Origin of the sequence: Faecalibacterium intestinale (assembly GCF_040096575.1) — a bacterium.
Lineage (GTDB): Bacteria > Bacillota > Clostridia > Oscillospirales > Ruminococcaceae > Faecalibacterium > Faecalibacterium intestinale.
Window position 1 is genome coordinate 1 of the sequence record NZ_JBBMEN010000016.1, and the last position, 25,802, is coordinate 25,802.

24 protein-coding genes are annotated in these 25,802 nt (G+C 55.9%); 10 read left to right on the top strand and 14 right to left on the bottom strand.

All coding sequences use genetic code 11. The annotated features are described in order from the left end of the window. The coding region (locus tag WMO20_RS10335; RefSeq protein ID WP_349186801.1) for a DUF3847 domain-containing protein at window positions 1-227 on the bottom strand (227 nt) is incomplete at its 3' end. Between the two features lie 267 nt (window positions 228-494). Here WMO20_RS10335 and WMO20_RS10340 point away from each other — a divergent pair. From WMO20_RS10340 to WMO20_RS10365, 6 genes are all read left to right on the top strand, one after another. Next, entirely contained in the window at window positions 495-632 is a 138-nt protein-coding gene (locus WMO20_RS10340) for a helix-turn-helix transcriptional regulator (RefSeq protein ID WP_081027757.1), read from the top strand. Window positions 633-843: 211 nt separating this feature from the next. Beyond that, a complete protein-coding gene (locus WMO20_RS10345; RefSeq protein WP_195386457.1) occupies window positions 844-1,536 on the top strand; it encodes a response regulator transcription factor in 693 nt (230 codons plus the stop codon). Next, window positions 1,533-2,564, top strand: coding sequence for a sensor histidine kinase (locus WMO20_RS10350; protein ID WP_349186802.1), 1,032 nt, complete (start codon window positions 1,533-1,535; stop codon window positions 2,562-2,564). Before WMO20_RS10345 ends, WMO20_RS10350 begins: the two co-directional genes overlap by 4 nt. 182 nt (window positions 2,565-2,746) lie before the next feature. After that, entirely contained in the window at window positions 2,747-3,412 is a 666-nt protein-coding gene (locus tag WMO20_RS10355) for an ABC transporter ATP-binding protein (RefSeq protein WP_015536575.1), read from the top strand. Window positions 3,413-3,429: 17 nt separating this feature from the next. Beyond that, window positions 3,430-4,794: an ABC transporter permease gene (locus WMO20_RS10360; protein WP_349186803.1), complete on the top strand. Its 1,365-nt coding sequence runs from the start codon at window positions 3,430-3,432 to the stop codon at window positions 4,792-4,794. A gap of 14 nt (window positions 4,795-4,808) precedes the next feature. Continuing rightward, on the top strand, window positions 4,809-5,921 hold the full coding sequence (locus WMO20_RS10365) for an ABC transporter permease (RefSeq protein WP_349186804.1): 1,113 nt from the start codon (window positions 4,809-4,811) through the stop codon (window positions 5,919-5,921). Between the two features lie 222 nt (window positions 5,922-6,143). On the opposite strand, the gene WMO20_RS10370 is transcribed toward WMO20_RS10365, so the two are convergent. Then, window positions 6,144-6,272: a DUF6061 family protein gene (locus WMO20_RS10370; RefSeq protein ID WP_242852859.1), complete on the bottom strand. Its 129-nt coding sequence runs from the start codon at window positions 6,270-6,272 to the stop codon at window positions 6,144-6,146. 116 nt (window positions 6,273-6,388) lie between these two features. On the opposite strand from WMO20_RS10370, the gene WMO20_RS10375 reads away from it, so the two are divergent. Next, window positions 6,389-7,639, top strand: a complete 1,251-nt coding sequence (locus WMO20_RS10375; RefSeq protein WP_349186805.1) for a recombinase family protein — start codon at window positions 6,389-6,391, stop codon at window positions 7,637-7,639. Window positions 7,640-7,811: 172 nt separating this feature from the next. On the opposite strand, the gene WMO20_RS10380 is transcribed toward WMO20_RS10375, so the two are convergent. Then, complete coding sequence (locus tag WMO20_RS10380; RefSeq protein WP_080788749.1) at window positions 7,812-8,165, bottom strand: cupin domain-containing protein; 354 nt, start codon at window positions 8,163-8,165, stop codon at window positions 7,812-7,814. Between the two features lie 142 nt (window positions 8,166-8,307). Between WMO20_RS10380 and WMO20_RS10385 the strand changes: the two genes are divergently transcribed. Both WMO20_RS10385 and WMO20_RS10390 read left to right on the top strand, forming a co-directional pair. Next, complete coding sequence (locus WMO20_RS10385) at window positions 8,308-8,640, top strand: winged helix-turn-helix transcriptional regulator (RefSeq protein ID WP_005943481.1); 333 nt, start codon at window positions 8,308-8,310, stop codon at window positions 8,638-8,640. A 343-nt stretch (window positions 8,641-8,983) separates the two neighbouring features. After that, window positions 8,984-10,327: an MATE family efflux transporter gene (locus WMO20_RS10390; protein WP_349186806.1), complete on the top strand. Its 1,344-nt coding sequence runs from the start codon at window positions 8,984-8,986 to the stop codon at window positions 10,325-10,327. Window positions 10,328-10,521: 194 nt separating this feature from the next. On the opposite strand, the gene glpK is transcribed toward WMO20_RS10390, so the two are convergent. The 5 genes from glpK to WMO20_RS10415 all read right to left on the bottom strand — a co-directional run bounded on the left by glpK (window position 10,522) and on the right by WMO20_RS10415 (window position 16,189). Beyond that, window positions 10,522-12,024: a glycerol kinase GlpK gene (gene glpK / locus WMO20_RS10395; RefSeq protein WP_112090908.1), complete on the bottom strand. Its 1,503-nt coding sequence runs from the start codon at window positions 12,022-12,024 to the stop codon at window positions 10,522-10,524. Window positions 12,025-12,610: 586 nt separating this feature from the next. Beyond that, the gene (locus WMO20_RS10400) at window positions 12,611-13,984 is read right to left on the bottom strand and encodes a sigma-70 family RNA polymerase sigma factor (protein ID WP_112090909.1); all 1,374 of its coding nucleotides are present in this window, start codon (window positions 13,982-13,984) and stop codon (window positions 12,611-12,613) included. Window positions 13,985-14,035: 51 nt separating this feature from the next. Continuing rightward, on the bottom strand, window positions 14,036-14,914 hold the full coding sequence (gene ymfI, locus WMO20_RS10405) for an elongation factor P 5-aminopentanone reductase (RefSeq protein WP_435387767.1): 879 nt from the start codon (window positions 14,912-14,914) through the stop codon (window positions 14,036-14,038). A gap of 371 nt (window positions 14,915-15,285) precedes the next feature. Next, window positions 15,286-15,786, bottom strand: a complete 501-nt coding sequence (locus WMO20_RS10410; protein WP_316540178.1) for a nucleoside deaminase — start codon at window positions 15,784-15,786, stop codon at window positions 15,286-15,288. 13 nt (window positions 15,787-15,799) lie between these two features. Next, window positions 15,800-16,189, bottom strand: a complete 390-nt coding sequence (locus WMO20_RS10415; protein ID WP_349186808.1) for a CPBP family intramembrane glutamic endopeptidase — start codon at window positions 16,187-16,189, stop codon at window positions 15,800-15,802. Window positions 16,190-16,389: 200 nt separating this feature from the next. Between WMO20_RS10415 and WMO20_RS10420 the strand changes: the two genes are divergently transcribed. Further along, window positions 16,390-17,247 (top strand): DegV family protein, encoded by an 858-nt coding sequence (locus WMO20_RS10420; protein ID WP_112090912.1) that lies wholly within the window; start codon window positions 16,390-16,392, stop codon window positions 17,245-17,247. A gap of 514 nt (window positions 17,248-17,761) precedes the next feature. Here WMO20_RS10420 and WMO20_RS10425 read toward each other — a convergent pair. The 6 genes from WMO20_RS10425 to WMO20_RS10450 form a co-directional block, all read right to left on the bottom strand. Beyond that, entirely contained in the window at window positions 17,762-18,535 is a 774-nt protein-coding gene (locus WMO20_RS10425) for a TSUP family transporter (protein ID WP_349186809.1), read from the bottom strand. Window positions 18,536-18,694: 159 nt separating this feature from the next. After that, a complete protein-coding gene (locus tag WMO20_RS10430) occupies window positions 18,695-19,684 on the bottom strand; it encodes a dipeptidase (protein WP_349186811.1) in 990 nt (329 codons plus the stop codon). A gap of 15 nt (window positions 19,685-19,699) precedes the next feature. Continuing rightward, entirely contained in the window at window positions 19,700-22,996 is a 3,297-nt protein-coding gene (locus WMO20_RS10435; RefSeq protein WP_349186813.1) for a DEAD/DEAH box helicase, read from the bottom strand. 279 nt (window positions 22,997-23,275) lie between these two features. Then, window positions 23,276-24,454, bottom strand: a complete 1,179-nt coding sequence (locus WMO20_RS10440; protein WP_349186814.1) for a GGDEF domain-containing protein — start codon at window positions 24,452-24,454, stop codon at window positions 23,276-23,278. 188 nt (window positions 24,455-24,642) lie between these two features. Then, window positions 24,643-25,032 (bottom strand): metal-dependent transcriptional regulator, encoded by a 390-nt coding sequence (locus WMO20_RS10445; RefSeq protein ID WP_249241230.1) that lies wholly within the window; start codon window positions 25,030-25,032, stop codon window positions 24,643-24,645. 206 nt (window positions 25,033-25,238) lie between these two features. Continuing rightward, window positions 25,239-25,793, bottom strand: coding sequence for a Fe-S-containing hydro-lyase (locus tag WMO20_RS10450; protein WP_308564891.1), 555 nt, complete (start codon window positions 25,791-25,793; stop codon window positions 25,239-25,241). Between the last annotated feature and the right edge of the window lie 9 nt (window positions 25,794-25,802).

Sequence of the window (25,802 nt, forward strand, 5' to 3'; positions counted from 1 at the left end):
ATTTTCAGCAGCTCCATCACCTGATCGTTGGTGAGTTCTTCCGGCGCAATCAGAAAACTTTCCAGCATTCCGGCACGAGTGCAAAGACGATGCACGCGCTCTTTTCGGTTCAGCTCTGACATCTGGCGTTCAAGAATTTTCTCTCGGTGCTGACAAGAGCGCAGCTTCTGCTCTGCCTTGGCTTTTTCGCTGCGGAGATAGGCTAGGTCGGTTTTGGGTTGGGTCATGGCATCACGCTCCTTTACAGCATTAGTGACATTCGATATTTTTGTTGGTTCGTGGCACACTACACATAATCAATATGGATAATCTCTCGCTAAAACTGTCATAATCCATTGGAAAAGTGGCGAGCGAAAACATGGACGCTGTTACGATCATTTTCTTAAAGTAAACAGAAAGTAGAGAAGTAAATGAAGGACTCTACAAATCGTAGGTGGAAATAAATCGGAAAACGTGATATGGATTGAGACAGTTCAAGAGAAAGGACAATCGACATGGATAGTCAAAAATTTGGTACGTTCATCTCGGAATTAAGAAAGGAAAGGGGGTGGACACAACTGGAACTTGCACAAAAGCTAAATGTTACGGATAAAGCAGTTTCAAAATGGGAGCGGGGAGTTTCCCATAGTTAAAGATACCACACCAAATATGATGAACCCACGCTTATACACTACCAGCTATAATAAACCGCAAGGACAGCAATTTGATGATACTGCTGTCCTTTCTTTTATAAAATTGCAGTACACATAAAAAAGCTGTAAAATGATAAATATATTTGTCCTTGTAACATTTCACGGACATTTGCCTGTTATACTATCTGCAAAAAGCAAAGGAAGTGAGGATATGAAGCAGATTTTAATTGTCGAGGACGACAGTTTTTTGAATAAGATGTTGGCCTATAACCTGACCGCAGACGGCTACGGCGTGACTTCTGCCCTAAATGCCAGAACCGCAGCCGAAGCCATCCGCCAGCGGGAATTTGATTTAGTGCTGCTGGACATCAACCTGCCGGACGGGAACGGTTTTGAACTGTGCAAGCTGATAAAGCCCCAGCACCCGGATACCATCGTGATTTTCCTGACCGCCAACGATCAGGAGAGCGACCAGATACGGGGCTATGAGGTGGGCGCGGTGGACTACATCACAAAGCCCTTTGTGATCGGGGCCTTGCAGCGGAAAATCAAAGCCATGTTCGCCATGCTGGAACACCACAAACCGGCCAAGGACATTTACGACGATGGGCGGCTGTTTCTGGACTTCTCGGAACAGACGGCTTCCTTAAATGGCAAGCCCCTGACCCTATCCCCGATGGAGTACAAAATGCTGAACCTGTTCCGCAAAAATCCCCGGCAAGTGCTGACCCGTGGGCAGCTTTTGGAAAAGCTGTGGGATATAGACGAAAGGTTTGTAGACGAACACACCCTGACAACTTCTATCAGCCGGATTCGCAGCAAGATTGAATCCGACGGCGGCGCGCCCTACATCAAGACCGTTTACGGCATGGGCTATCAATGGACGGGAGGCGAGGCAAAATGAAGTTTCAAAACCTCTCGGTAAAGCGGCTGTTTGGCCGGGTGGCAATAGGGTTTGCCCTCTCCATGTCCGGGATCACCATAGCCCTTTTTCTTGTGACAAAACAGACGGCGGTGCTGCTGACGGGCGGGGCGCTGCTGTTGTGCGCCATTGTAGGGATTTTTGTACTGACGCAGGCGTTTGGAAAACGGTTATCACAGTTTACCGCTGACCTGTGCCAGACCTTAGACCACATGATTGCCGGAAATGAAGCGCCCCAGCGGCCAGAGGACAGCGAAACCCAGCTTGCCAGAATCGGACACCGGCTGGCAAGGCTTTACCAGATCATGCAGGAGAACCGCCGCCGGGTGGACGAGGAACGGCAGGAGTTACAGACCCTTGTATCGGATATTTCCCATCAGGTGAAAACGCCGGTAAGCAATCTGAAAATGGCAACGGACACCCTGCTGGAAAAGCCTATGGCCGAGGCAGAGCGCACCGACTTTATCCGGGGAATCCGCAGCCAGACGGATAAGCTGGACTTTCTCTTTCAGGCTCTTGTGAAAACCTCCCGTCTGGAAACAGGCGTGATCCAGTTGGACAAGAAACCGGGCCGCCTCTTTGATACCGTGGCACAGGCCATGAGTGGGATCGTGTATGCAGCGGAGAAAAAGGAAATCGCCGTGTCCGTGGACTGCCCGGAGGATTTGACCGTTTCCCATGACAGCAAGTGGACATCGGAAGCCCTCTTTAACCTGCTGGACAATGCGGTGAAGTACACCCCGGCAGGCGGGAAAATCGCTGTGTCTGTGGTGCTGTGGGAAATGTATGTGGAAATCAAAGTGACCGACACTGGCAAGGGCATTTCCGAAAGCAATCAGGCCGCTATCTTCCAGCGCTTTTATCGTGAGGAAGAAGTACACGAACAGCAGGGTGTGGGCATTGGCCTGTATCTGGCCCGCGAGATCGTAACGCGGCAGGGTGGCTATATCAAAGTGGTTTCGGAGCCGGGCAAGGGTTCGGAATTTTCCATTATGCTTCCCTTGCGTTGAGAGAAACTTTCTGCTTCGGGTCAAGTTGGCCCGAAGTGCAGAGATAAAATGAAATGTCCGAGCGTTGTAACATTTCACCTCAATTTTCAATGAATTTTTTTAGCCGCTGTAACATTTCGCGGACATTTGGGTTTTACAATACACTTATCAACAGGTAGGAAGCCTTGAAAGGAGTTTTGAATATGAGCGTTTTACAGACGATTGACCTGAAAAAGTATTACGGTACAGAACCGAACATTACCCGCGCCCTTGACGGCGTAAATTTCTCCGTGGAGGACGGCGAGTTTGTGGCTGTTGTGGGAACCTCTGGTAGCGGCAAGTCCACCCTGCTTCACATGATGGGCGGGTTGGACACTCCCACCAGCGGAACCGTGATTGTCCGAGGCGAAGAACTGGCAAAGAAGAACGACGAGCAGCTTACCATCTTTCGCCGCCGCAACATCGGCTTTATCTTCCAGAACTATAACCTTGTTCCCATCCTGAATGTGTATGAGAACATTGTCCTGCCGGTGGAGTTGGACGGGGACACGGTGGATCAGAAGTTTTTGGACGAAATTGTTCACCTACTGGGGCTGGAAGATAAACTGAAAAATATGCCGAACAATCTATCCGGCGGACAGCAGCAGCGTGTGGCTATCGCCCGCGCCTTGATTACCAAACCGGCTATCGTGCTGGCGGACGAACCGACCGGCAATCTTGACAGCAAGACCAGCACTGAGGTGCTGGGGCTTATCAAGCGCACCAGTGCGGAGTTCCGGCAAACCGTTGTGATGATTACCCACAACAACGATATTGCCCGTCTTGCAGATCGGATTGTCCGCATTGAGGACGGCAAAATTGTGGAATAAGTAGGGGGTGGCAGACTATGACATGGCCTTTTGAAAATGATACCAGTAACATTGAAAAGAAACTGGCAAAGCGCAGTTTGCACCATGAACGGCAGCGTAATTTATTTGCAATCATTGCTCTTGTGCTAACTGCATTTATGATAACTGCGACATTCAGTATTGGTTTTAGTTACTTTGAAACCTACCAAATGCAACAAATTCGGTTAATGGGAACTACCGCTGATGTCGGAATCACAAATGTAACAGAAAATCAGTTGGTTGACATTTCAAAATCAAACCTTGTCCTTGACGTAGGTATACAGCAGCGTTTAGGCAGTGTTGATACAGAGCAACTGCAAAATGCGAGATTAGGTATAGTTTGGATAGATGATACCGAGTGGGAACACCACCGTCTTCCTACTATATCAGGTGTTGTAGGAAATTACCCATCAAGTAAAAACGAAATTATGCTACCTACATGGGTGCTTGAACAGATGGGCATTTCTGATCCGCAAATAGGGATGGAGATTGTGTTGTCGTACCAAATTGGCGATAGCTATAATTATGTCTCAGACACCTTTTTGCTGTCGGGCTACTATACGGACTACATTCCAATGCGCACAAATAATCGTGGTTATGTTTATGTTTCATCCGCTTTTAAGGATAGCTTAAATGTATCACTGGATAATAGTGTTACGGCAATGATCCGTTTTCAAGGCAATGATAATGCTGACAAAAACTGTGAAAGATTGCGGCGTGAGATTGACTTTACAGAAGGGCAAACATTTGAAATTGCACCATTAGAACAGGCAAATGGTGGAACTATTATTTTAGCTGTAATAATTTTAGCAGTTTTTATATCCTTTAGCGGCTATCTGCTGATTTATAATATTCTTTATGTCTCTGTCGTAAAAGATGTGCAATTCTATGGCCGTCTTAAAACGATTGGAACGACCCAAAGGCAGATAAAGAGAATTATCTATAAGCAGGCAATCCGAATCTCTTGTATTGGTATTCCGATTGGTCTGTTACTTGGTGCGGTTGTTTCCTTTGGCATTGTTCCTTACTTCCTGAATATGATGTATTCAACAAATTCTGATGTGGGAACAAAAGTATCTTTTTCGCCGTTTATTTTCATAGGAGCGGCCATATTTACGTTCATTACCGTTATGATTGCAAGCATGAAGCCCGCCAAAATTGCCGGAAGTGTTTCACCAATAGCAGCACTCCAATATACAGCAGCCAGCACAAAGAGCAGCGCCAGAAATTGTAGCAAAATGAAGTTGTCCAGAATGGCATGGAACAATGTCTTTCGTAATGCTAAGAGTACAACCCTTGTTTTTGCATCGCTTTTTTCGGCCTTTCCTTGTTCCTTGTCGTCACAGGGCTATTACATGGTTTAAGCCCGGAGAATTATGTGAGCCAATGGGGAGTAAGCGATTTTGCACTCACATATAGTATCCACGAAAGAGAAGATTTAATTTCCAGCGAAATGGTTTCAGAGATTGGTCAGCTTGACGGCATTGAGAATTTGAGGTTGACCTATGCACCTTATCCTCAAGTAGCAGCAGATGTTGTATATGACGATGCTGTATTTCACGAGTTTCTTGCGTCATTAGACGGAGTAAACGGCATTGATTTTTCTGATCCGGCAAAATTAGAAAATTATCAGCAAAACTTTTTTAGCGGGGTTTTTGGAATTGACAGTGCATATTTGGAAGAAATCAATAAAACCTTAAACTTGCCTATTGACACGTCTGCCTTTGAACAAGGAAAGGTTGTGCTGCTGTCCAAAACAGTAGAAGGCCTTATTCAGCCAGGGCAGGAAATAACAATCCAGACGCAGAACGGACAGCATTCCTTTATTGTAGCGAACGGTTATTTGAATGAAGGGTTTCGAGCAGGAGGAGGCAATGAGAGAGGGACGGCTCCTGATTTGTATATTAGTCAAACAGCTTTGAAAGAACTCTTTCCGCAATATAGAGTGTTCCGCGTGGCCTTTGATACGGATGGTCAACATGACGAAAGTATACTGCAAGAATTAAAGCAAATCACCGCATCACAAGCTAACATTGATATTATATCCCGATATGAACGGCGAGAAGAAATGCAGGAATATCTCATTACAGCAAAGGTTTTAGGAACAGGGTTGTCCGTGATCCTGCTGCTTGTTGGTGTCATGAACTTTGTCAATACAATGGTTGTCAATGTAAATACTCGGCGCTATGAATTAGCTGTTCTTGAAAGCATTGGAATGACAAAGCGACAAATCAAACGAATGCTATTTATGGAAGGTTTCTATTATTGGGGCGTTTCCCTTTCCCTTGCAGTCACCATTGGAACAGCAATCTTCATCTTGCTATATATGGTTTTTAGTAAAGTGGCCTATTATGCTGTTTTCTCCTATCCATTTATCCCACTGGTGCTGGTGTCTGGACTGGTGTTGCTAATCTGCCTTATTGTGCCTATATGGGTCTACAAAACTGACGTTAACCTTCCAGTTGTGGAGCGATTGCGGTTGACAGAGTGAGTTTTATCAAATAGCAAAACATCCTTAGATCAATCATATCGAAGCGGAGCAGATTTTAGCTGCTCCGCTTCTTTAGTATTTTTCAAAAAATTCTTTTGAAATGTCCGAGCTTTGTAACAATTCAGCCTGTTTTTCTGTCGAAATCAAAGGCACCTCGGACATTTATAGTTCTTCCAAAAGTTTGATGATAATATTACCATTCATGGAAGAAGCAATCTGTTATTACAATAATGCGAAATTGACGATAGTGCCATCATTAAATTGGGCTTCCACCCGGTTGGTGTCCATGTTGTAGCGGCAGTAAAGCGCTTTTTGAGAGTGATTATGGTCGAAATACTGATTTCGTTTCATTTGAATTGCTCCTTAAATGATTTTTGAATTTGATTTTCAACGATATGAGGTCTCTTTTTTCTTTCTCTTAAGTCACCCAACCGCACTGTCCTGCATCGCAGGGGCCTGAAGGCATTATGGTGGAGAGTATGCTGATTGGCATGGCGGAATACTATTCCGCCGAACTCGCCCTGAAAGTGGCGCGCGGTGAGCGCGAAAACGCCCTCCAGTGCAAGTACAACGGCGGTGTGGTGCCGCTGGGCTTCACCATCGGCAAGGAGGACAGGCTGTACCATATCGACCCGGAAACGGCTCCCATCGTGCAGGAGATCTTCACCCGGTATGCCGATGGCGAACCGGCTGAGAAGATCGCAGCATCCCTGAACGAGCGCGGCCTGCGTACCCGCACCGGGAAGCCGTTCGTAAAGAACAGCTTCTTCCAGATCTTCCGCAACCGCCGCTACATCGGCGAATACCGCTACAAGGACATTGTGACGCCGGGCGGCATTCCGGCTATTGTTGACCAGGATTTGTTCGACCGGGTGCAGCAGCGTTTCGAGCAGAACAGGATCGCCCACGGTCGGCCTGCAAAAGAGGATGTGAGCTATCTGCTGACCACTAAGCTGTTCTGTGGCAAGTGCGGCACCCTGATGGGCGGCGAAAGCGGCACCAGCCACATGGGGAACACCTACTATTATTACAAGTGCGGCAACGCCAAACGCCACGGCAAGGCGCACTGCGACCTGAAAGCCATCCGCAAGGAGCCGCTGGAACGGTTCGTGGTGGATACCGCCATTAAGGTGATTTTCAGCGATGAAATCATCGAACGGCTGATAGATTTGGTCATGGATGCCCAGCAGAAGGAGAACACCCGGCTGCCTGTCCTGAAAGAGCAGCTCCGGGACACGGAGAAGCGGCTGGCAAACCTTCTGGAAGCCATTGAACAGGGCGTCCTGACCCCGACCACCAAGCAGCGGTTGGACGAGCTGGAAGCCCGGAAAGAAGCCCTGAACACCAGCATTCTGGAAGAAGAGCTGAAAAAGCCCGTCCTGACCCGTGAGTGGATTCGGTTCTGGCTTGAAAAATTCCGCAAGGGTGACGTGGGCAGCACAGAACACCAGCGGCAGATCATTGATACCTTTGTCAACTCGGTCTACGTCTTTGATGACCGGGTCGTACTCAATTTCAACTTCACGGATGATGCCAAAACGGTCACCCGTGAGGAAGTGTTGGGTTCGAGTGCCGTGGACAATGCTCCACCAAAACAAGAGTCCCTGACTTCGGTCAGGGGCTTTTTTGTTGCGTCATCCACTAACCCACGTCAGAGCAGGACGGTACAGGGCTCGAACAGCACGGCCGCGCCGCAGGCGGGGCAATCAAAGCCCTAGCAGGGCTTTGATTAGTGCGCGGTTCCCAACGCGTAGGAATGTCTACCAAGAAAGATGCCGCCAGACCATTCGGTCCGGGGATTTTTTGTTGTGACAGGACGAGAATAAAAATAAGCAAAGGCAGGGTATCACTATGGTAGTGGTATCCTGCCTTTTGTTTTGATATGTTTTATCAGTAGATCACAGCATCCGTTGCAGTATAGCCTTCGAGAGAATTCTCCTTGACCTGAATACAAATATAAGTGATCTCAGAATTGCTTGCAGCAAAGAACTGACGTTTTGCCACGGGAGAAATCTTCAGCCAGTCGCCTGCTGCAAGGCTGATTTCTTCGCCATCGATAACGACCTTGCCTTTGCCGGAAAGAACACCGTAGATTTCCTCATTTGCCTTGTGGGAGTGGACAAACGGAACATTTGCTCCCGCAGGAAGCGTATTCAGACTGATCTCCGCACCAGTCAGGGCGAGCTTTTCATGAAGCTCCGTCCGATTTTCTTTTCCAACTGTCATTTTTGTGTAGCTTGCCATTGTAAGCACCTCCATTTTGATTCGCAATCTTCCATTGCCTGAGCTAAGTATAGGAGCTCGCACATTCAAAAACAAGTACGCACCTTTTTGTAACTGTACACTCAAAAATGAATGTGCTATACTATACACAGAGGTGACTGATATGCGTACAAAAGAAGAACTGCCGGAATGTCCGGTTGCAACAGCAGTATCCCTGATTGGCGGAAAATGGAAACTCTTGCTTCTGCGCAATCTGAAAGAGCGTCCATGGAGATTCAATGAGTTGCAAAGAAGCATCGACGGGATCTCGCAGAAAGTTTTGACCGAGAGCTTAAGACAGATGATTGATGATGGGCTTGCCTACCGCCGTGATTATCACGAAAATCCTCCCAAAGTAGAATACGGGTTGACCGATCTCGGAACGGAAATGTTACCAATCGTCAATGCACTTGCAGACTTTGGCAATTACTATAAATCAGTCGTTGATCGGTCATGATCGATATTATGAAGCAGGGTTTGGGGCTCCGCACGCCCCAACAAGAAAGCTGTCCCAAGGGGCTGGAAATTTTCAAGAATTGAAAATTTGTGGCCACGGGACGGTTCTTGCTCTCACGTTTTCCCTCAACTTTTGCAATTATTGTTGAAGAAGTTTTAGGTTCGAGTGCTGTGGACAATGCTCCACCACATCCCCAGACCATTCGGTCTGGGGATTTTTTTGTGGTTGGCAGTAGCAGAACATCTGCCTGTCAATTCCGGCATCTTGGGGTGTATTTTTTTGACGGGTGTGGTATACTTGGATTTGACTCAGAAGAGCAATAAATTTCAGAAGGAATGGAATCATGTCAAAGGATGAATATCTGATCACCGATGCGCCCCTGAAAGCGCTGACGGTTTTTGCAATGCCGATGATCCTCGGCAGCTTTTTCCAGCAGGTCTACAACATGGCCGACTCCATCATCGTCGGTCAGTTTGTTGGTTCCTCCGCGCTTGCGGCTGTCGGTGCCTGTGCTGCGCTGACCAACGTTTTTATTTGTGTGGCGCTTGGTGCAGGTGTGGGTGCAGGCGTGCTTGTAAGCCGCTATTTTGGTGCCAAAGACTATGGCAAAATGAAGACCATCGTGTCAACATCCCTGCTCAGCTTTTTGATCCTGAGCATCGTCCTTGGCGTTTTTGGCTTTTGCTTTTCTCATTCGATGATGAACGGCTTGCAGACCCCTGCCGACATTCTGGAAGATGCAGTGCTGTACCTGCGGGTCTATTTTGCAGGCTTCCCGTTCCTGTTCATGTACAACATTCTTTCCACCATGTTCACCTCTATCGGGGAATCCAAGATCCCGCTGGGGCTGCTGATCTTCTCGTCCATCCTGAATATCTTTATGGATCTGTGGATGGTAGCCGGTCTTGATCTCGGCGTGTTCGGCGCAGCCCTTGCGACCCTGATCGCACAGGGCATTTCTGCTGTGTTCTCGCTTTTGATCTTCTTTGCGCGGATGCGGCGGTACAAAAGCCCCTTTCACTGGTTCGACGGGCAGGAGCTGCAGTCCATGCTTCGCCTTGCCGTCCCGTCGATTTTACAGCAGTCCACCGTGTCCATCGGTATGATGATCGTGCAGGCTGTGGTAAATCCCTTTGGCACACAGGCACTTGCAGGGTATTCGGCAACGATGCGGGTAGAGAATGTTTTCTCCCTGATCTTTGTATCCATCGGCAATGCCGTTTCGCCCTACGTTTCCCAGAATCTCGGCGCAAAGAAAACCGATCGTCTCAAAAAAGGCTACCACGCCGCACTGATTCTGGATCTCTGCTTTGCCGTTCTTGCATTCGTGGTCATCGAGACCCTGCATACCCAGATCTCCTCGCTGTTCTTGGGCAAGGACGGAACCGCGTTGGCTTATCAGGTGTCCGGTGATTACATGAGATGGCTCGGCTATTTCTTCATCTTCATGGGCATCAAGATGGCGACCGACGGCGTCCTGCGCGGGCTTGGCGTCATGCGCCCGTTTCTTATTGCCAACATGGTAAACCTTGCGATCCGTCTGTCCGTTGCCCTGATCTGCGCACCGCGTTTCGGCATCGCCTTTGTCTGGCTTGCCGTCCCGGCGGGCTGGCTGGCAAACTTCCTTGTCTCCTATGCGGCGCTCAGAAGATCGTGGCCCGCAGACAATGCGGCTTCCACCCGATAACCTCTGTTTCTGGCAAAGTTTGGAGCTTCGCACCCCTTGATCAAAGCCTCTGACCTCGGTCAGGGGCTTTTTTTGCTGCGTCATCCACCCGTCCATGCTGGAGCGGAACGGCACAAAATACCCCCGGCAGGCTATCGTTCTTGCGGCGGCAGCCTGCCGGGGGTATCGCGTTATCCTGTCAGAAGTTTTCTGCCTTACACCTCGTGCTCCGCCCAGTCCTGACTGCGGCCCACGGCCTTGTGCCAGCCCTTGACCAGTTTTTCCCGCTGGGCAGCGTCCATTTTGGGTTCAAACAGCTGGTTGCAGCTCCACAGGTGGCTGATCTCCTCCCGGCTCTTCCACACGCCGGTGGCAAGACCGGCCAGATACGCCGCACCAAGGGCGGTGGTCTCCCGGATGGCCGGGCGCAGCACCTCCTTGTTCAGGATATCGGACTGGAACTGCATCAGGAAGTGGTCGCGGCTGGCACCGCCGTCCACCTTCAGGGTGCTGATGGTGATATCGGTGTCCTTTTCCATCGCCCACATCAGGTCGGCGCTCTGGTAGGCGATGGATTCCTCGGCCGCGCGGATGATGTGGTTCTGGGTGGTGCCGCGGGTAATGCCCAGAATGGCACCCCGGGCATACATATCCCAGTAGGGCGCGCCCAGACCGGTAAAGGCTGGCACGATGTACACGCCGCCGTTGTCCGGCACCTTCTGGGCATAGTACTCGGAATCGCAGCTGTCTTGAATGAGGTGCATCCCGTCCCGGATCCACTGGATGACTGCGCCGCCCACAAAGACGGAGCCTTCCAGCGCATACTCCACCTCGCCGTCAAGGCTGATGGCGATGGTGGTGACCAGACCGTTCTTGCTCTGGTAGATCTTGTTGCCGGTGTTCATCAACAGGAAACAGCCGGTGCCGTAGGTGTTTTTCACGTCGCCGGGCTTAAAGCAGCCCTGCCCGAACAGCGCAGCCTGCTGGTCGCCCGCAATACCGGCTACCGGCACATCCACGCCCTGAATGTTGGTGTAGCCGTATACCTCGCTGGAGTCCTTCACACTGGGCAGGATGCAGCGGGGGATGTCCAGTGCCTTGAGCAGGGTGTCATCCCAATCCAGCGTGCGGATGTTGTACAGCATGGTGCGGCTGGCGTTGGTGCGGTCGGTAACGTGCACCTTGCCGCCGGTCAGCTTCCAGACCAGCCAAGTGTCCACCGTGCCGAACAAAAGCTCCCCTGCTTCGGCCTTTTCCCGTGCACCGGGGACGTTCTCTAAGATCCACTTGATCTTGGTGGCAGAGAAATAGGCGTCCGGCACAAGGCCGGTGTTTTCCCGGATATAGTCCGCCATGCCGGGGGTCCGGAGCAGCTCGTCCACAAGGGGCGCGGTGCGGCGGCACTGCCAGACGATGGCGTTATACACCGGGCGTCCGGTGTTCTTATCCCACAGGATCGTAGTCTCGCGCTGGTTGGTGATACCGATGCCCGCAATGTCCCTGGGGTCTACGCCGCTCTGGGCAATGACCTCGTTCATCACGCCGTACTGGCTGGACCAGATCTCCATAGGGTTGTGCTCCACCCAGCCCTGATGGGGGTAGATCTGCTCAAATTCCCGCTGCTGCACGCAGACAATGTTCTGCTCGTTGTCAAACAGGATCGCCCGGCTGCTGGTAGTGCCCTGATCCAATGAGAGGATATATTTGGTCTGGCTCATAATGCTCTCTCCTTGCTCTGAAGCTTGAGCGCAAAACAAAAAAGAGCGCACCAAACAAAGCCATCTGCTCTGTCTGTCGCTCTCCTGCTCTGCGCAAACATATTCTGTGCTTATTGTACACGCTCCGCAAGCAAAATACAAGCATCCGCGCAATTTTTGGATATTCCGTACAACACCGCCGCCCCGCCGTTGAACACTCTGCCGAAAGACATTTAAAATGCGCTCCGCTTCGCTCTGCGCATAAATAGCGGAACAATTCTTTATATTTCGCGTTTGGAGCGACCGCGTTTGCGGAGCGCAGCGTAGCAATGAAAGCCCCAGTGGGGCTTTTAAGCGGCAGAGCGGTCTGCGTTAGCAGATGGAGGGGCTTTGCCCCGACAAGTTCTGCGGGCCGCTCCAAACGCATTTTCACGGAAAAGGCCGCAGAGATAAACGACATTTCCCGCCATGACCCCTCCTGTGAAAAAAGGGTTCAGGAAAGTCCGCAGACTTTCCTGAACCCCAAATCAAAAATAAAATTTCCTTGAATGATGCGCAAAGCAAATGCGGCGCGCATTTCAAATCGTTCTGCCTGCCCGGCGGGCGATCACTCGATCAGGCCGTTGAGCAGGGTCAGGCACTTGCGGCTGTGCAGCTTGCGGATGGCCTTGGCCTCGATCTGGCGCACACGCTCGCGGGTGACGCCGAAGTCGCGGCCGACCTCTTCCAGCGTGCGGGGACGGCCGTCGTCCAGACCAAAGCGCAGACGGATGACCTTTTCCTCGCGGGGGGTCAGGCTCTTGAGCGCCAGATTGATCTGCTGTGCCACCATGGCGCGGTCGGCTGCCTTGCCGGGTGCTTCGGCGTTTTCGTCAGCAACGAAATCGCCCAGAGAGGAATCCTCTTCCTCACCCACGGGGCTTTCCAAGCTGGCGGGCTCCTGTGCCATGCGCTGGATCTCGCGCACGCGCTCCACGCTCATGTCCATGGCCTTTGCCAGCTCTTCCGGGGTGGGTTCGTGACCGTTCTGGTACACCAGCTGGTTGGTGGCCTGACGCATCCGGTTGATGGTCTCCACCATGTGCACCGGAATGCGGATGGTACGGGCCTGATCCGCAATGGCGCGGGTGATGGCCTGACGGATCCACCATGTAGCATAGGTGGAGAAGCGGAAGCCGCGGTCGCAGTCGAACTTTTCCGCAGCCTTGATCAGGCCGATGTTGCCCTCCTGAATGAGATCAAGGAAGGCAAGATTATGACCGACGTGCTTCTTGGCGATGGACACCACCAGACGCAGGTTTGCTTCGCTCAGGCTGCGGCGGGCGTTCAGGCCGTCACGGCGGGTCTTGAGCAGCTCCTGACGGCGCTCCTCGCTCAGAGGGCCGTTCTCCACGGCTTCCATGGCCTTTTCCTCGTCTGCCTTTTCCTCAGCATCCTCGGCGGACTTTTCGCTGTCCTCGTCCAGATCCTCGTTGTAGCTGCGGCTGTTCTCGTCCTCTTCAAAGGAGAAGCGGGCGCTGTTCTTCTTGATGTACTCCGGTGCGTCGTACTTCTGGCGGTCTGCCTGCAGAATGTGCGCAGCCTCGGCACCGGCATGGATGCGGCGGCTCAGTTCCACCTCCTGCTCGGCGCTCAGCAGCGGGATCTGACCGATCTGCTTGAGGTAGTTCTTCACCGGGTCATCCAGCAGCTCGTCCATGGCAGCCTTCAGGTCTGCCGGGTTCTCCTCGGCATCCTCTTCGTTTTCATCGGCAAGGCCCATGTCATCGTTGTTGTTCTCGGCGTTCTCCACCTCAGCAATGATGCTGTCCACGTCCAGACTCGGCTCGTTCTCTTCCTCCAGGATCTTGATGCCGCGCTCTTCCAGCAGGGTGTAGAGGGTGTCTACATCCATGCGGCATTGTGCCGCCAGCGCCTTGGCCTCCTGTGCAGAGAGAGTGCCCTCGCCCTTAGTCAACAGTTCCTTCAAAGTCATGCCCATTTTTTCTCTCCTTCCCGCTCCGGGGAAAATTGTGTAATATTGCCCTGTGCATCAGATCACAAGACCGCCGTTCACCCCGAACACCTGTCCGGTGATGTATCCGGCATCCTCGCTGGCCAGAAAGACCAGCAGCTTTGCAACTTCTTCCGGGGTGCCCAGCCGCCCCACAGGGGTCTCCTCGGCCAGCGCCGCCTTGTCCTCGGCGGTAAAAGCCGCCATCATATCGGTCTCGATGACCCCCGGCGCTACGCAGTTCACCGTGATGCCGCTGGGGCCTTCTTCCTTGGCCAGTGCCTTGGTCAGGCCGATGAGCCCGGCTTTCGCGGCAGAATAGTGCACCTCGCAGCTGCCGCCGGTCTGGCCCCACATACTGCTCACGGTCAGAATGCGGCCCTGCTTGCGGCGGATCATGCCGGGCAGTGCCAGCTGGCACAGATGGAACGCACCGCTCAGGTTCACGTCCAGCATCCGCTGCCACTCTGCCGGGGTGATGTCGGTAAACAGCTTCTGCTGCGCGATGCCGGCGTTGCACACCAGTACATCCACCCTGCCCATGGCCTGCTCCACTGCATGGAACGCCAGCTCACAGCTGGCGCGGCTGGCTACATCGCACTGGATGGCGATGCACCCGGGCAGCTGCTGTTCCAGCGCAGCGGCAGCAGCGGCATTCTGGTGGTAGAGCACCGCCACCTGATACCCTGCTGCCGCAAAGGCGCGGGCAGCGGCAGCGCCGATGCCCCGGTCACCGCCGGAGATCAGCACCCGGCGCGCCGCAGCGGGCGCGGCAGGGGCAGGCCGTTCTTTTACGGGCTGCGGCGCAGGCTCTTCGGGCTGCGGCGGCGCAGGCGGCTGTGGCTCTGCGGGTTTTTCCAGCGTGATCACCCGGGTAGGTTCGTCCACCACAGGCGCTGCCGTTTTTTCCAGCGTCATGATGCGGGTGGGCTCGTCCACCACCGGCTCCACCGGCGCAGCCGGCTTTGCAGCCGGTGCGGCAAGGGGCTCCGGTGCGCTCTCTTCCTCCGGCACCTGAAAGGTCAGTTCAAACTCGTCCTCGTACAAGAGTGTATCCCTCCTGTTCGGTATTCTCGGCTCGGCGTAAGTGCGCCCAGCCGGAAAAACCCTGTGCCCATCCCCAGACAGTGCAGCGTTCCGTTCGTATGTCCGGCAAAGGTCCGGTGCTTTGGCGTGCCTGCCTGTGCTTATGATGGGTTTCGACAAGATTCCATTGAATAATATACCACAATCCAGCCCAAAAAGAAAGTGGGAACCGCAATTTTTTACGCAGTTCCCACTATTTTTCCTTATTTTCCCCTGTTTTCGGGCACCGGGGGCTTCCAGCGGGGTCTGCCCGCCCGCTTTTCCCGCAGGGAAACAAAAAACGCCTGCAAAAGCTGCTGCGCTTCGGCCTCCCGCAGCCCCTTTTCCACCACCGGGTGGTGGTTGAAGGGCAGCGCGAACAGGTCGGTCACCGAGCCGCAGCACCCAGCCTTGGTGTCGGCGGCGCCGTACACCACCCGGCGCAGACGGCTGTTGATGATGCCGCCCGCGCACATGGGGCAGGGCTCTAAGGTAACGAACAGCTCACACTCCCACAGCCGCCAGCCGCCCAGTGCCTTGCAGGCGGCATCAATGGCCAGCAGTTCCGCGTGGTGCAAAGCGTTTTTCTCGGTCTCCCGGGTGTTGTGCGCCATAGCTACCACCTCGCCGTGCCGCGCCACCACCGCGCCCACCGGCACCTCGCCCAAGGCAGCGGCTTTGGCGGCTTCTTCCAGCGCAAGACCCATCAGTTCAAAATCGGTCATGTATCCCATCCTCTCATCCCATCGCCAGCACCAGCAGGTTGTTTGCGCTGTGCAGCAGCATTCCCGGCCAGAGATGCCCGGTGCGGTCGGCAAGCCACCCCAGCCCCAGCCCGCACACCAGCGCGTAGGCCATGGCGGCGGCGCTGCCGTGCTGCAGGGCGAACAGCACCGCCTGCAAAAGAATGGCCTGTTCCCTGCCCAGCGGCTGCGCCCGGCGCTGCACCGCGCCCCGGAACACCCCTTCCTCTGCCAGCGGAGCCAGCAGGCAGACCCGGAAAAACCGTGCCGCGCCGCCGGGCGGCACGGGCAGCAGCACCGCCAGCGCCTTGCCTGCCAGCAGATACCCCACCGCCCAGCCAAAGGCCGAAAGCAGTGCGGCGGTGCGGGGGTTCAGCTTGTGCATGGTCGGTCTCCTCCTGCTATGATTCGTTCCCGGTTATAGTACCATATCTGCCGCCGGGTGTGCAAGGTTTCGGCGTTCTGTCGTGGCAAATTTATGCAAATTATTGACATATCGCCCTAAATGGTGGTATAATAATTTCCAACCTTTTTGATGAAAACGTTGCGTATACTGTAATTTACCGGTAGACCGGAGGTATTATTATGATCCGTATCCTCACCGATTCCGCGTGCGACATCCTGCCCGCCGAGGCGCAGCAGCTGGGCGTGACCGTGATCCCCCTGAACGTGACGCTGGAGGACGGCACCGTCCTGCGGGACGGCATCGACATGACCCCCAGCGAATACTATGCCCATCTGGCAGCCTGCCGCAAGCTGCCCACTACCAGCCAGCCCAGCCCGGAGCAGTTCGAGCAGCTGTATCTGGACGCTGCTGCCGCCGGGGACGAGGTGCTGGGCATCTTTTTGTCCGATGCGCTGTCCGGCACCGGTCAGTGCGCAAGACTTGCTGCCGACCTTGCCAACGTGGACAATGTGGTGTTCGTGAACACCGAGAACGTCTGTCTGGGGCAGTCTTTGCTGGTGCGGCTGGCTGTGCAGCTGCGGGACGCCGGCAAGACGATCCACCAGATCGCCGCCGATCTGGAAAAGGCTAAGCAGCACCTGCATCTGGTAGCTGCCGTGGACGATCTGAAGTACCTGCGCAAGGGCGGCAGACTGTCCGCCGCCGCCGCTGTGGCGGGCGGTATGCTGGGCATCAAGCCCATCCTCGCCGTCATAGAGGGCAAGGTGGCGCTGGCCGGTAAGGCACGCGGTCTGCCCGGCGTGTATGTGGCGCTGTTCAAGAAGATCGACGAGATGGGCGGCATCCACCCGGGCTACACCCCGCTGCTGGGCTACACCGTCAACCACCGGGAGCTGCAGCCGCTGCTGACCTACCTGCAGGACAACCTGCATCTGGACGCACCGCTGGTGCGCCAGATCGGCTGCGTCATCGGCACCCACACCGGCCCCGGCGCCTTCGGCATTGCATTCTTTGATAAAGAACTGGTGCTGGAATAAAACCTATTGAAAGCTAAAACAAGTCGGACAGCCCGCGGGCTGCCCGACTTGTTTTTTGTGGGGGAATGGGAAGTAATAGCGCTGTTTTGGGATGTGCACCCTTGTTGGCAACACCCTCGCCCTCTCAGGCGCTAACGCGCCAGATTCCCCCTTTTGTCGCTACGCGACATCTTCCCCCGGCGCGGGGGAAGTCTTTCCTCAAAGGGAGAGCCCTTGGCATAGCGGCAAAGTTTCCAGTCGAACCGCAAGGCTTGCGGTTTCGCCAGAGCCTCTCCCTTTGGGAGAGGTGGATGCGAACGTAGTGAGCAGACGGAGAGGGCGAGGTTGCTTCCCGCAGCACCGCGCTTTCGCAGAAAGCGGCGCTGCAACTGCCGCTTTTCTCTACGACCCCTCTCTGTGAAAAAGTAGTTCCGAAACGCCCGCAGGCGTTTCGGAACTACAAATAAAAATATTCTTTCCGCTACTGATGCGCAAAGCGAACGCGGAGCGCATTCTGAATCGTCCCGCCCTGCCCTTACAGCACCGCGTCCGAGATGAGCTTGCCCAGCAGCAGCACCAGCACCACCAGCATCATGGGGCGGATGAAGCGGGCACCCTTTTTCAGGGCAAAATGGGAGCCAAGCAGGTTGCCCAGAATGTTGCTGATGGCGCAGGGGATGCCGATGTGGAACACCACCAGACCGTTCATCAGGTAGGTAAACAGACTGGCGTAGTTGCTGGCCAGATTGAGCACCTTGCCGTTACCGTTGGCGGTGCGCAGATCAAAGCCCATCAGGGTGGTAAAGGCAATGATGGCAAAGGTGCCGGTGCCCGGGCCCATAACGCCATCGTACAGGCCGATGCCCAAACCGATGGCCAGCGCCAGTAAGATCTTTTTCAGATCCAGCGTGCCGTCATCCCGGTTCTCGTCCGGCAGGTTGCGCTGCCACAGGATGATGACCGCCGCCACCGGCAGGATGATGAACATCATGGTGCGCAGCATCTCGTCACTGAGCAGCAGCACGATGTGCGCGCCCAGCGCACTGCCCGCAAAGCTGCCGATGGCTGCAAGAACGCCCACCTTCACGTTTATGGCACCGCTTTTGAAAAAGTTTGCCGTGGCAAAGGTGGTGCCGCAGGCGGCGCTGAACTTGTTGGTGGCATAGGTGTAGTGGGGCGGCAGCCCGGCAAACAGATAGGCAGGCAGGCTGATCAGCCCACCGCCGCCGGCTGCCGAATCCACAAAGCCTGCAAAGCCGGTCATCAGCATGAGAAACGCCATCATCCACGGCGAAATCGTGATACCCATTGTTATAATTCCTCTTATCTTTCCAAGTCGTTTGTTCTTTTTCAGGAGACGCGCGCCTTAGACCATATAAAACCTCCCCTCGCAGGGCAATACACAGCCCGGGATACCCGCGCAGCGCAGGGGTATCCCGGGCACATTTTGCAATTTTAAGACGTTTTATTACAGATTGTTTTTAAAGAAGCGGCAGGCGTTGCGCCAGTAGATGGCCTCCACCTCGTCCTCGGTAAAGCCCTCGCGGCGCAGTGCCTCGGCCAGCAGCGGCATATCTGCTGCCGTTTCCAGCTCGTGCTGGCCGCCGATGCCGTCAAAGTCGCTGCCAAGGCTGATGACCTCAATGCCGCCCACCTGCTTGAAGTGTGCCGCGTGCTTTGCCAGCCGCTCCACCGTGCTGCGACAGAGCTTGGGGTGTGCCGAGTCTGCGTCCACAAAGGAAGCGCAGTAATTCAGCCCCGCAATGCCGCCCTTTTCTGCCAGTGCACGGATCATCTCGTCGGTCAGGTTGCGGTTGTGGGGCGACAGCGCACGGCAGTTGGAGTGGCTTGCCGCAAAGGGGCGGGTGCTGTGGTTTGCGATGTCCCAGAAGCCCTTATCGGAAAGGTGGCTCACGTCTGCGGTGATGTGCAGCCTTTCCATCTCCTCCAAAAAGGCAAAGCCCCGCTCGGTCAGGCCGGTCTCGGTGTTGGCCACCAGCGGCCCGCCGGGGTTTGCGTTGGGGGCTGCCAGCTCGTTGGGATAGTTCCATGTCAGGGTCATCATGCGCACGCCCAGTTCCTGCAGCCGCCGCAGCACGCCCAGACTGCCCTTACAGCAGCCGCCCTCTTCCACCGTCAGCATGGCGCTGAACTTGCCCTCGGCGCGGTTGCGCTCAAGGTCGGCGGCGGTGTACACCGGGGCGATCTTTTCCGGGTAAGCCGCCATGAGCCGCTTGAAGATGTCGATCTCTTCCAGCACGCTTACCAGCGGGTCAGCCCCGGGAGCGGGGTCGGCCAGATCCACATAGGCCGCAAAGCATTGCAGCAGATAATCTCCCTGCTGCAATTTTTCAAGGTCGATATGCAGATCGTTGTGCAAAAAGCTTTTGGGTGCGCCCGCCTTTTCGGCGCGGCGCAGTTCGTACAGGGTATCGCAATGCAGATCCCAAACCTTCATGATGGATGCACTCCTTTATGCTTCTTCTCCCAGCAGCTGCAGCAGCTGTTCGGGGTTCATGGACAAAATCGCGCCGTCTGCCCCACCGGTAACGGTGTCGGCCAGCGACTGCTTGGCCTGTTGCAGCTCCACGATCTTTTCCTCAATGGTGTCCTGCGCGATCAGCCGGTACACCTGTACCGGGTTGCGCTGGCCGATGCGGTAGGCGCGGTCGGTAGCCTGATTCTGCGCGGCAAGGTTCCACCACGGGTCGTAGTGGATGACGATATCGGCGGCGGTCAGGTTCAGACCCGTGCCGCCCGCCCGCAGCGAGATGAGAAAGACGTCCGCCTCGCCCTGATTGAACCGGCGCACCTGCTCGGCACGCACCGGCTTCGGGGTAGAGCCCTGCAGGGTAAAGTGGCTTACCCCGGCTTCGTCCAGCCGTTTTGCCAGCAGCTCCAGCATGGAGGTGAACTGGCTGAACAGCAGAATGCGGTGCCCGCCTGCCACTGCCTCGGTGACAAGTTCCAGACAGGCGTCCAGCTTGGCGCTGCTGCCCGTCCAGTTGTCTGCCACAAGGCGCGGGTCGCAGCAGATCTCCCGCAGCCGCATCAGCACGGCAAACACGGTCATCTTGTCCTCCGGCTTTGCCGCCCGCAGCTTTTCCCGGGCATCCACCACCGCCGCCAGATACAGCTTGCGCTGCTCGGTTTCCAGCTCAACGCGGCGCACATTCTCGGTTTTGGGCGGCAGTTCCCGCAATACCTCGGACTTCATGCGCCGCAGGATGAAGGGGCCGGTGAACTGGTTCAGCCGCCGCACGGCGTTGGCATCTTCGTCCTGCACGATGGGCTTTTCAAACCGGGCACAGAAGGTCTTGTAAGGGGGCAGATACCCGGGCATCAAAAAGGAGAAGATGCTCCACAGCTCGCCCAAGCGGTTCTCCACCGGGGTGCCGGTCAGCGCAAAGCGCACCCGGCTGTTCACCCGGCACACCGCCTTGTATTTCTGGGTGGTGTGGTTCTTGATGGCCTGCGCTTCGTCCAGAATGCAGGCGTAAAAGTTTTGCCCGGCATACAGTTTTTCGTCCCGGCGCAGCAGGTCGTAGCTGGTAATGACGATGTCCGCCTGCGCCCACCCATCGACCAGCGCGGCGCGATGGGCGGCATCGCCATCCATGGCAACGCTTTGCAGCTGCGGGGTGAACTTCTGGCATTCCTCCTGCCAGTTCAGCACCAGCGATGCCGGGCAGACGATAAGGCTGGGCAGCTGCTGCCCGCCCTCCTTCATCGCCAGCAGGTAGCTGAGCACCTGCACGGTCTTGCCCAGACCCATATCATCGGCCAGAATGCCGCCCATACCGTAGCCGTCCAGTGTGCGCAGCCAGCGGTAGCCGTCCCGCTGGTATTTGCGCAGGGTCTTTTGCAGGGAGAGCGGCGGGGTATACTCGCTGTCCCGCACGGCGTGGAAGCTGCGGCTGATGCGCCGGAAAGCGTCGTCCCGGTCGAACCGCAGGCCGTTCTGCCCCGAAAGCGCCCAGTCCAGCGTGGGCGCGCGGTAGAGCGGCAGAGCGGCGTGGCCGTCCTTCAGCTTTGCGCCGGAAAGCTCCAGTGTGTCGTTCAGCTCGTCCAGCCCTTCCAGACTGTCGTCCAGCCGCAGCAGACTGCCGTCCCGCAGGCGGTGGTAGCGCTTTTTCTGGTGCAGGGACTGCAAAAGCTCCCGCAGCTCCTCCACCGGGAAGGCGCCGGTGTCCACCTCCAAATCCAGCACACTGCCATGCACCGATACCCCTACCGAGATCTTAGGCGGGGCGGCTTGTAGGTTGCGGAAGGCATCGGTCTGGTACACCTCGCCCATGGCCAGCAGGGCGGGAATGCCCTCTTCCAGCAGCTGGAAAAGCGCTTCCTCCCCGGAAATGCTGTAATGCCCGGGCTTGCCGCTCTCGGGTTCCAGATAGGTTTCCAGCAGCCGCTTTGCCCGGTTCTCGGTGCGGGCATCCCGCAAAAGATCCGGCGGCACCGGCTCGCCGGGGGCTACCCTGTCCTCGCCGTACAGAAAGACCGGGTACGCCGTGACGGTAAGCCCCCGGTCGGCGTCCAGATAGAACTGCACCACCGGTTCCAGCGGGATCTGGTTCAGCAGCAGCCGGTCGGGGTCCACGATGTTGACCCGGTTGCCCAGCTCCGGCAGCACATAGCTGCAAAAGGCGGCGGCATCCGTGCTGGTAAAGAACAAACTGCGCCCGCCAAAGGTATCCAGCACCGGCAGCACCCGGCGGCACTCCTCCCGCTGCATCCGCCAGAGGGTGGTTTCGCCCAGCAGATAAGCATAGTCCAGCCCCTGCACCCCGCTGAGCGCCGGGGTACAGCTCAGCTGCACGCCGCCCTTGCGGCGCTCCACCTTCAGGCTGATGACCGGCAGACCCTCTTTAAGGGTATAGCCGCCCACAACGCCCTCGGCGGCGTAAAGCTCCACAAGGGCATCTAAGCCCTCGCCGGTCAGCGGCAGACCGCCCGCCGGGCCTTTCTCCCAGCCGGAGCGCACCGTACCCTCGGCTTCAAACGCCTGCCGGGCGCTCACCTGACGGCGCAGCAGCCGCAGCAATTGCTGCGCATCCGGGGCAAAGGCGTCCCACCGGTGCACAAACGCCAGCGACTTGCCGTAGCTGACGCTTTCGCCCTGCTCGACCGCATCCAGAAACTGCGGGATGCTTTTTACCAGATACTGCCGCCCGCCGATGCCGTCCGAGACCCGCAGCCGCAGCCAGATACGGCCATTGTGCGGCGTAAGCTCCGGCTCCAGCAGGGCAAAGCCGGTGCGCTGGGCAGCGGGCGGGGGCTGCTGCTGCGCATCCTCCCGCTGGTAGCGTTTCAGCAGAAGCTGGGCTTCATAGTCGGTCTCCGGCTCCTCACCCCGCCACTTGCGGCCGAACAGCATATCCAGCCCGGCGCTGTAGCTGTCCTTGCGGGGTTCGGTGCTCAAGCCTGCCACGCCCCGCTGCACCCCGGGAATGCTCTCCGGCTTTTTTGCCGGGGCAGGCGGGTTCTTTTCCGCGTCCTGCAGCAGTAGCGCGCCAATATGCTTACAGTAGGTGCCGTCGCCGTTCTGGTTATAGGGGCAGTCGCAGGAGGCGCTGACAAAGCTGCCGTTTTCCCGCAGCCAGACCTGCGTATAATAGCAGTCCGGCCCGCTGCCCTGCACCAGCGCTGTCAGGTGCCGCACCCCGTCCTCGTTGGTGGTGCAGCTGCTTTGCAGGATGCGCTTGCGGTACTTCTGTGCCCGCTCAAAGATGCTTTTGCCCAGCAATGCGCGGATCTCCTGTGCGTCCATGTGGTCTCCCTCCCCTGTGCTGTCGCGGTTCCGGTCTATTCTACAAGAATACCGCGTTCCACCCCGGGATGCAAGGGCAGAAGGGTAAAAAACGTTTAGAAAGCGCGGGACGAGACGATTTTGAATGGCCTCCGCTTTGCTTTGGCCATCTTCAGCGGAAGAATTATTTTTATATAGAGCAATACCGGAGCGTCTGCGGACGCTCCGGTATTGCATTTTTCACGGGAAAGGCCGTAAAGGCAAACGGCATTTATCGTGCTATAGTAAGTTCACAACTGTTCAGCCCTGTTTTTCTGCGGGGGCTGTGCCGCGCTTGCGGGTCTTGAGGTGGTACATTTCCTGATCGGCTTTATCGATCAGGTCGTGCACGGTGGCAATGTCCGGCTCAAGGCGGGCGCAGCCGATGCTGATCTCGATCTGGTAGGGCTTGCCGGAGGCGGCGTTGGCGGCATCCAGCTCCCGCTGGATGGAAGCGATCAGGGTGCGCACCTCCACGCTGTTGCAGCCGCAGGCGATGCAGAATTCATCGCCGCCGTAGCGCGCCAGCACGCCGTTATAGTTGGCGCACACCTTTTTCAAAATGCCCGCCAGCAGCACCAGTGCGGCATCGCCCTCCAAGTGGCCGTATTGGTCGTTGATGTGCTTGAAATGATCCATGTCCATCATGAGGAAGTGCAGCGAGCGGTTGGGGTGGCGGCGGTAATAGGGCAGCTCGCTTTCCAGATAGCGCAGCGCCACGATGCGGTTGCTGACGCCGGTCAGGGTGTCCACCGTGAACTTGGTCTGCAATACCAGCACATACACGCACACCAGCCCCAGCGTAATGCCGCAGCACAGCAGCCCGCGCCCGGGCAGCCAGTCCTGCAGCAGAAAGCCTGCCGCCGGTGCAAGCGCGAGCAGCAGCAGGGTTTTCAGTTCTTCTTTGGGTGTTTCCTGCTTCCAGTGGCTCAGCGTCCAGCTGCAACGGAGAAAGGCTGCTGCCAGATAGGCAAGCCCCACCAGCTTCGCCCCCCAGAACAGGGTGCTGCCCCGCAGCCCCTCTGCGTCCAGATAGTAGAAGCCGTTTTCGTCCCGCGCCGTCAGCAGCACCAGCAAAAGCAGTGTCACCGGTGCGGCGCTGAGTGCCAGCCTGCGGCCGTCCTCCATCCATGTACGCCCCAGCTCTGCCTCCACATACAAAAACACCAGCAAGCAGCAGCACGCCGCCAGCAGATAAAACAAAATGCTGCCCCCGGCGTTCAGCCGGTAGGTCAAGGGAATGCCCAGCTCCTCCCACGCGCCCAGCTGCGCCAGCGCACTGCCATAATCTATGATCGTCAGCGCCCCGGCAAACCACAGCAGCGCCGTAAACTGCCGCCCGGGCAGACTTTTATCCCGCATTTTCTGCTGCGCCCGCAGCAAAACCACCAGTGTGACCAGACAGAGCCCACTGACCTGAGTATGCGCAATCGCATCCATGCCGCAACGCTCTCCTTTACCCTAGGGCGGCTTTGCGCCGTCCGACCCTTTTCCGCTCTTCCAACGTTCCTTTTTCGCACAAACCCATTGTACCAAATCCATAACAAATATGCAACACAAACCGAAAAATTCGTACAAAAAAAGACACCGGAACGTCTTTCGGCGTTCCGGTATCTTTTGAACTCAAATCACTTTGCCTGCGGATGGGTGGCGTCGTTGCGCAGGGCGCTTTCGCGGATCTTTTCCAGCGTCTGCTCGCTGAGGATATGCTCTGCCTTGCAGGCGTCCTCGGCGGCGGTCTGCTCGTCCACGCCCAGCTGCACAAAGAAGTGGGTCAGCAGCTGGTGGCGGCTGTAAATGCGCTGAGCGATCTCCAGCCCGGGCTCCAGCAGGGTCAGGTTGCCTTCGCCGTCCACCGCGATATAGCCGTTCTCCCGCAGCTTTTTCATGGCGATGCTCACGCTGGCTTTGGTAAAGCCCAGCTCATTGACAACGTCAATGGAGCGCACTTTGCCCATACGCTGGCTCAGCATCAGGATCGTTTCAAGATAATCTTCCGCGGACTGGTGGATCTGCATGGTTTGTCCGGCCTCCTGCCTTATTCCCTCTGGGGGATTTTTCCGACAGGGTATGTGTACCCTCTGTCGTATGTTAAAGGATATCACATTTTTGCGGTTGATGCAAGCAATTCGCAGCAAGTTTGGTTAAACTAACCATATTTCTCTGCACAGAACTGCTGTTTTGTCGGTTTTGCACCGCTCCTGTTTTGTGCAAAGGGTGCAATTTACCGCGCAGCCAGATAGGCGGCTGGGCCTTCCTCGTACAGATCGCCGCCATGGGCGTCCAGCACAACGGTCAGAGGCATATCCTGCACAGTCAGGCGGCGCACCGCTTCACAGCCCAAGTCCGGCCATGCGATCACTTCCAGCGTCTGCACGCTTTTTGCCATCAGCGCACCGGCACCGCCCAGCGCAGCCAGATACACCGCACCGTTGCGCACCACAGCGTCTTTGACGGCGGCGTCCCGCTTGCCCTTGCCGATCATGATCTTGTTGCCAAGGTCCAGCAGCCGGGGGCTCATGGCATCCATGCGTCCGCTGGTGGTAGGCCCTGCCGAGCCGATGACCTCGCCCGGGCGCTCCGGGGTGGGGCCTACATAATAGATAGCGCTGCCTTCCAGCGCAAAGGGCAGGGTCTCGCCCTTGTCCAGCGCTTCCATCATCCGCTTGTGTGCCTGATCCCGGGCGGTGTACACCACACCGGAAAGCAGCACGGTATCCCCCGCTTTCAGCGGGGCCAGATCCTGCGCGGTGCAGGGGGTGGTAATTTTATATTCCACAGCAATACT